The organism is Burkholderia sp. LMG 13014 (genome assembly GCF_905232215.1).
GTDB lineage: Bacteria > Pseudomonadota > Gammaproteobacteria > Burkholderiales > Burkholderiaceae > Burkholderia.
In genome coordinates, this window is record NZ_CAJNKE010000380.1 from 1 (window position 1) to 5,944 (window position 5,944).

Below are 5,944 nucleotides of genomic sequence, written 5' to 3' on the forward strand. Positions count from 1 at the left end.
CACCGCCGCGACAAGACGGCTGCCAACCACACGGTGGAGATTGGCGGTCACTACGAGCAACGCGTACAGGGACGAATAGACGTCGAAGCCGGACTGGCCATAACCACGCGGACCAAGGTCATCGAGCTGCAGGCTGGTGACGTGTTCCGACTGCGCGGCCCGGGCGGCACCATCACGCTGGATGACTGTGGTGTGGAGCTTGAAGGTGTTGCTATCCGCATGAAAGGTCCGATGACCCAAAACAGTAGCGGTGCGGGACAGGTTTTCTCCTTGTCCAGCGCCTCCTTGTTAGGCGATACACCTGACGATGCATTTCACCTGACCTTCTCGGGCGACGCCTGAGCGTAAGGAACCACATGACTGCATTCAAATACCCATTCAAGGACAAGGCGGGAACGGACGTGGTTGACGCCGATATCTACTACGGCGCGCTTGGTATGGCCACTGGTGGCTACTACGTGTTCGGACCATCCGGCGTGCACGGCGGCATTCACTATGAAGCTGCGATGGCCAATGTCCTGTCTCTCGATGACGGCATTGGCGCCATGACCAAGGGCGAAATCGTTGCGTACCGCATTAACCGCGACTATCCGACTGTTTCGGGGTCGGCTAAAGGGCCGGTGACCAACGAGTCCGCATCGGTTGCTTTTAGTACGGGCTTTGTCCTGACGCGGCATATGCTGGAGTATCCAGCGGGGAACACGCTGACCTACTTCTGTTTGGCCATGCACCTGCGTGCTTTCAACGATTACGAGCGCTTGGGTAGCGCGGTCAAGCGGCCAGGCTACTGGCGGGCCAAGGTCTATCGAGTCAAGGAAACTGCCAAGGAGCGGCAAGTCGTTGCGAAAGGCACTACCGATCAGCCTGTAATTGGTCTGAGCGTGCGTGAGAAACCTTCGGTTGCCAAAAGTTCACCAGCGCTCGGCATCCTTCCGCACGGTGCACGTATTACCGTGCTCGAGACCGACAAAACCAGGCAGTGGGTCAGGATCAAACGCGTCATCGAAAAAGCGATCGTGCCGGCGTCAACCGCGCAGACGGAGGTACCGGCCATCGCGCATAGTGGATGGGTTGCGGTCAGTGGGCTCCAGGCACAAGGCCAGGCACCTGACGATTTCGACGTTGTGGTTACACCTGACAGCCCGCCAGGAGTCAAAGCTGGAGAACTGCTTGGTCATATGGGCGAATACCATCGGATCCAAGACTCGGGGCAATCCCGCAAGCTGATGCATCACGAGGTCATCGCCGGTCCGGAACTGCGCACCTTTCTGGATAAGAGTCGGGCCGCGGCGGTAAAGGCCAGGCTCGAGCAGAAAACGCTGCTGAGAGTTGCGCCAGGTACGCAATTACACAACGCTATGCTGGCGCCACCACAAGCCGGCTTACTGCCGGTCAACACAATCGTCGCATTGGATGGAAATCCGCACGCAGATGCTTTGTATGTCAAAGTGAAACCGACGGGCACCATGCAATGGATCGAACGCACCAGCAAGCTACCTAAAGGGGCGCGGGAAACTGATTTATTCCGTCACGGCGATGGCGCTGCCTACACTGCGGCAGACATTATTCGCGTGCCGAGGCAGGGGACGGTCGGCAAACCCGGGGCTACGCGCTTCCGCGGTGTGATGGACGAAGCCGCTAGTCCAGCGTCGGTCTGGATTGCAAAAGACACATACGCTTCGTTGGTTGGCATTCAGGCTGGCAAGTTGCTGACCGAAGACTTGGCGCAAGGCTGGGCCGGTTTTCCGTTGACCTTCTCAGCAACGGGTACCAAGACCGGCTCACTTCCTCACCACTTCTCGCGACTCGCATTGGAACAAGGCCGTCCCGACAAACAAAATCCCGCTGAGGCACCGAAGGTATTTGCTTTGGATGAGGCGGGACGTGCGTGGTGGCAAGTGCAGTTAACGAGCGGCGACACTACTGTCATCGGATGGGTTGGGGAGATTGGGCACACAGGCATTTCGCTGCATTCGCCGCATGAATGGGTGGATTTTGTTCTGGTGGATGCCGAACCGACTACGGCGGCTTACGGTAGCTACTTTGCAGACTACCGGCAGATGGAAGCATTTCAACGTGGACAATTGGGATTGAAGGATGCTGACCTCGATGCCCCGTTGCGCGAAGTGCGTGCGATGCTCGATGCCAACCACGACGGGCAACTGACGTTGGCGGAGTTGAAAGCGGCGCAGCGTGATCGCGATACCAGTCGCCAACTGTCGCGTGTCATTCTGCGTTATCCATGTGAATGGAAAACCGACAAGAAAGCATGGGACGCTTACGATTCGCTAATGCCGCCGGAGTCGAAGAGCGTATGGGAAGCAGAGAAGGCACGTATTGAGCGATTAATGTGGTGGGATGACGTGGTCGGAAAAATAAACTCGCTCCCTTTGAATCCTCTTATTTTTCATTTTCATCCGATCGGGTTTATAGAGAATTTCCTCCATCCCTCTCCGGTGATTAAGCAGGGGCAACTGACATTCGACGCGGAAGGCAATGACATTGAAGGGTCTCAGTACTTTAGTCGCGTTGTCCACTGGCCAGGCAATGCCCTATCTGGCGTGACTCTTGGTAGGGGTTACGATATGGGGAGTCGTGATGAGCGAGGAATATCTTCTCATTTGATCTCGGCGGGCTTGTTGGAGGAGAAGGTAAATAAAATATCGAAGGCTGCGGGGCTGAGAGGTGCGAAGGCTCGAGATTTTGTCGCGTCTAATAAGAGTGAAATTGGCGAAATATCTCGGGATCAGCAAATTAAATTGTTTAATTTGATCTACCCGGAGTATGTGGCCAGGGCAGTCGCGAATTACGATCGCTGGACGGTTGGGGCATCTGGAAAGGTTGCTTGGGGGCAACTCCATCCCTTGATACGAGATGTCTTGGTCGACTTCGTCTATCAAGGATTTACGATGGGACCTAAACCGATGGAGGCTGGTATGGAAAATAATATAGATAGATTGATAGAATATATCGAAAATACCCCTGCTATTAGTCAGTACGAGCCGGGTCGACGGCGGGCACAGTATTTGAAAGAAAATCGGTAACTGCTATGTGTTGGATGAATTTACACGTTGTTGTGATGATATGTGTGTTCCTCATATTTTCTGAGGAGGGGTGGGCAGTCGAACCGGATTGCATGCGCGCGAGCACTAGTCAAGAGATTTTCGAGTGCTCAAATTTGACAAGGAGGGTAATGGAACGAGAAGTTTTGATTTCTAAAAAGAATCTTCTGAGGCGAATAAAAATGCAGTACATCAACGATGTGCCGCGCGGTATTGAGTATTCTGGGGTTGTTAGCGACTCGCAAAGACTGTGGAGGAAACTGGTTGATAAAGACTGTCGTGTCGAGACTGCTGAAATTGAACCTGGGACCCAGGCGTATGAAGCGACGAAAAATAATTGCGTTGTTCGAAAATTGAAGGAGCGTTCAACATATTTGGATTCTTTGATGGAATAGATGGAGAGTGACCGGTGGCTCTTGTGGGTTTGGTGTTGATTTTTCGGGGGTGCTTGAGAATTTTTGAAGGTTGATAATTTTTTGTTGCATTTGGTATTTTGGATGGAGTGTCAGGAAGGCTTGGTAATTTAGTTTCCTTGATGGCTGAATGGAGCGATGGCGCGAATTGTTGGTTTAATCGTATGTTGCTGTCTTGTTCTTTGTTTTGGAAATGCATTTTCTGATGTCGGGAGTGAGGTTATTGCTTTAAGTGGAGGCTCCGCTAAAATAAAGGTCCGATGCCGAAATGTTGGTAAGGGTATGGATTGTGAAATTTATGCATCCCGGGGCGGTGGTGAGAGGAAAATATTAAATTTCCCGGGTAGGCCGAACATCATATCTGTTGGCTCGGGAGTCTTTGTTATGGTGTTTTCTTGCGGGACGCAATGTTCGGCAACCTATTTTTATAGCGAGGAAAATGGGCTGGGAGGGCCGTTCCCCTTCGTTGAGGCGTACGATGTGGATCGAGGGGTGGTTTTGCTCAGCGAGAAGAATCCGCTGCCTATGTATTCTATTTTTTCAAAGAATTCTCGCGTCGTTGGGGAAATTGATTTGAATTTGCCTAAGGGGGTGGAGGCTTTTGCATCGATTGAGAGGGTCGTTGTTAATGATCATAGATTCATCGTTTCCTATGTCGATCGTGGTGGGAGTGTTGTGAAAATTAGTCGCCAGATTCCAATGTTGGAAGCTGACTCGATGCGCTAGGGTAAGTTGTCTTATATTTGTTGGGATGATGGTTGATTTTTTTAGAAATTTCTCTGAAAATTGTTTCTTGGTTGGTGTGTCGGATTGTTGATATGAGGTGGAGTGTGTATAAATTGCTTATTGCAATTTTGACCGCTTTATTGATTCCTGTGGTCAACGCGGCAGGTCTCCCTCTTGCTTTGGTTGGGAAATGGAAGGTGATTGAAGTTCATGTCGATACTGCATCTGGACGTACGATGCATTATGGATGGAATGATCCGAGGCTTCGGTGGCGGATTTTTACCTTCAATAATAAAGAAATTTCTCATAATTCGCCGGAACAAGGGAGGTGCGCAGCGCCGACCACTTCTGGCGAGCGCGTCCACCTTGACGACTTCCTGAGTATGAATCTCGGTGGCTACGGGAAAGGTTCTTCGAGGTCACCGTCAAAAGATTTTGGGCTAGGTTTGCCTGGAAATCGAGAAATAGAAGTGATGCGTGTGCTTTGTGGACAAGAGCGTTGGAATCCCGCACTTGGTGCCGTCTACGATGAGGGAGACTCAGGTGACTACGGATCGTGGTTGCTTATCATGAGCGGGAATCGTGTGATGTTGCGCTGGTACGATGAGACAATTCTTGTTCTCAAGAAGATAGAACCGCAAGCGGAGCCAGTCCCTACTTTCGCTTGCGCAAAGGCGGTGCTCCCAACGGAGCGAACCATTTGCGGATCGTTTGAACTGGCGGGTTTGGACAAGAGCGTAGATTTTTCTTATCGACTGGCATTACGCGAAGCGCGGCAGATTCCAGTCGACGCAATCGAAATTCGGCGACGGCAGAGCGCTTGGCTCGGTGAGCGGAATCGCTGTGGGAGTGACGCGAACTGCATCCAAGTGGCGATGAAAAGGCAACTCGAGTGGTACGCGTCGAAATCATTCTGATCGATGCGAGGATCGAAAGTAGGGGTCGACGGTTGAAGAATGCTGACCGTCAGGGGATTCTGCACGATTCGTCTCGGTTGTCACGCCCATGCCTTACTTGTCCCAGCCGTGTCAGCACCGATGGCGCCAGCAGCCCGCAGCGCCGCGCAATCTGCCCCGAACACCATTCGGCCTTCGGGGAATTTTTTTGTTCGTTGAGGGCCGCACTATGCGCCGAGCTTGCGCAGCAGGTCGTCCTCGTTCGCGACGAACCACACCGATGTGCCGCGATTGGACTCGCGCACGAGCGCGCGAAGCGCTTCGCTGCGCGCGAGCCAGCGGTCGATATCACCGACCACGCCGAGTCGGACCCCGTAGTTGACGAGTTTCTGCAGCACCGCGCCGGCGAGGCCACTGTCGAGCCGGTAGAAATCGTCGTGCAGCGCGTCGGCGGGGACCGCGATCCAGTCGGCTTCATGCTCGTGCGCGAGCGCGACGAGGTCGAGCGCATCGCCTTCGCGCTGGACGAGACTGGCGGCAGGATCGCGGACCAGCACACGGTGGCCGGCTGCCTGGACGATTCGGTGGTGCATGCGGGTTGGCTCCGTCGACATGAGAAATGCGAGCACGGTGTCGCGCTGCCCGCGGATGAAGTGGTATTGATCCGGAAGAAACCGGACCTGCGCGTACGGCACGAGACGCGTCAGGCGATCGCATGTATCGCGCGAATCGAGCATGACGTCGCGGCCGCCGACGATCGCCAGCATCGGCGGGGACAGAGTGCGCAGCGCGCCGTCGCCGAACACCGGGATCGTTTCGAGGCGCGGCCGAAGGCCGCGATCCACGG

At 53.8% G+C, this 5,944-nt stretch carries 5 protein-coding genes and 1 pseudogene; 5 read left to right on the forward strand and 1 reads right to left on the reverse strand.

Annotation, left to right across the window (positions count from 1 at the left end):
• The 5 genes and pseudogenes from JYJ84_RS26510 to JYJ84_RS26530 form a co-directional block, all read left to right on the forward strand.
• Nucleotides 1-342, forward strand: a pseudogene (locus JYJ84_RS26510) (hypothetical protein); the annotation flags it as partial.
• Nucleotides 343-356: 14 nt separating this feature from the next.
• Complete coding sequence (locus tag JYJ84_RS26515; RefSeq protein WP_205184531.1) at nt 357-3,044, forward strand: hypothetical protein; 2,688 nt, start codon at nt 357-359, stop codon at nt 3,042-3,044.
• A gap of 92 nt (nt 3,045-3,136) precedes the next feature.
• Complete coding sequence (locus tag JYJ84_RS26520; protein ID WP_374102134.1) at nt 3,137-3,457, forward strand: lysozyme inhibitor LprI family protein; 321 nt, start codon at nt 3,137-3,139, stop codon at nt 3,455-3,457.
• A gap of 156 nt (nt 3,458-3,613) precedes the next feature.
• The gene (locus JYJ84_RS26525) at nt 3,614-4,201 is read left to right on the forward strand and encodes a hypothetical protein (protein WP_164462614.1); all 588 of its coding nucleotides are present in this window, start codon (nt 3,614-3,616) and stop codon (nt 4,199-4,201) included.
• 32 nt (nt 4,202-4,233) lie between these two features.
• Nucleotides 4,234-5,118 carry a lysozyme inhibitor LprI family protein gene (locus JYJ84_RS26530; RefSeq protein WP_164462613.1) on the forward strand — a complete coding sequence of 295 codons (885 nt, stop codon included), beginning with the start codon at nt 4,234-4,236 and terminating at the stop codon, nt 5,116-5,118.
• 206 nt (nt 5,119-5,324) lie between these two features.
• Here JYJ84_RS26530 and JYJ84_RS37955 read toward each other — a convergent pair.
• A partial coding sequence (locus JYJ84_RS37955) for a DUF4180 domain-containing protein (RefSeq protein ID WP_240201903.1) occupies nt 5,325-5,944 on the reverse strand: 620 nt, incomplete at its 5' end.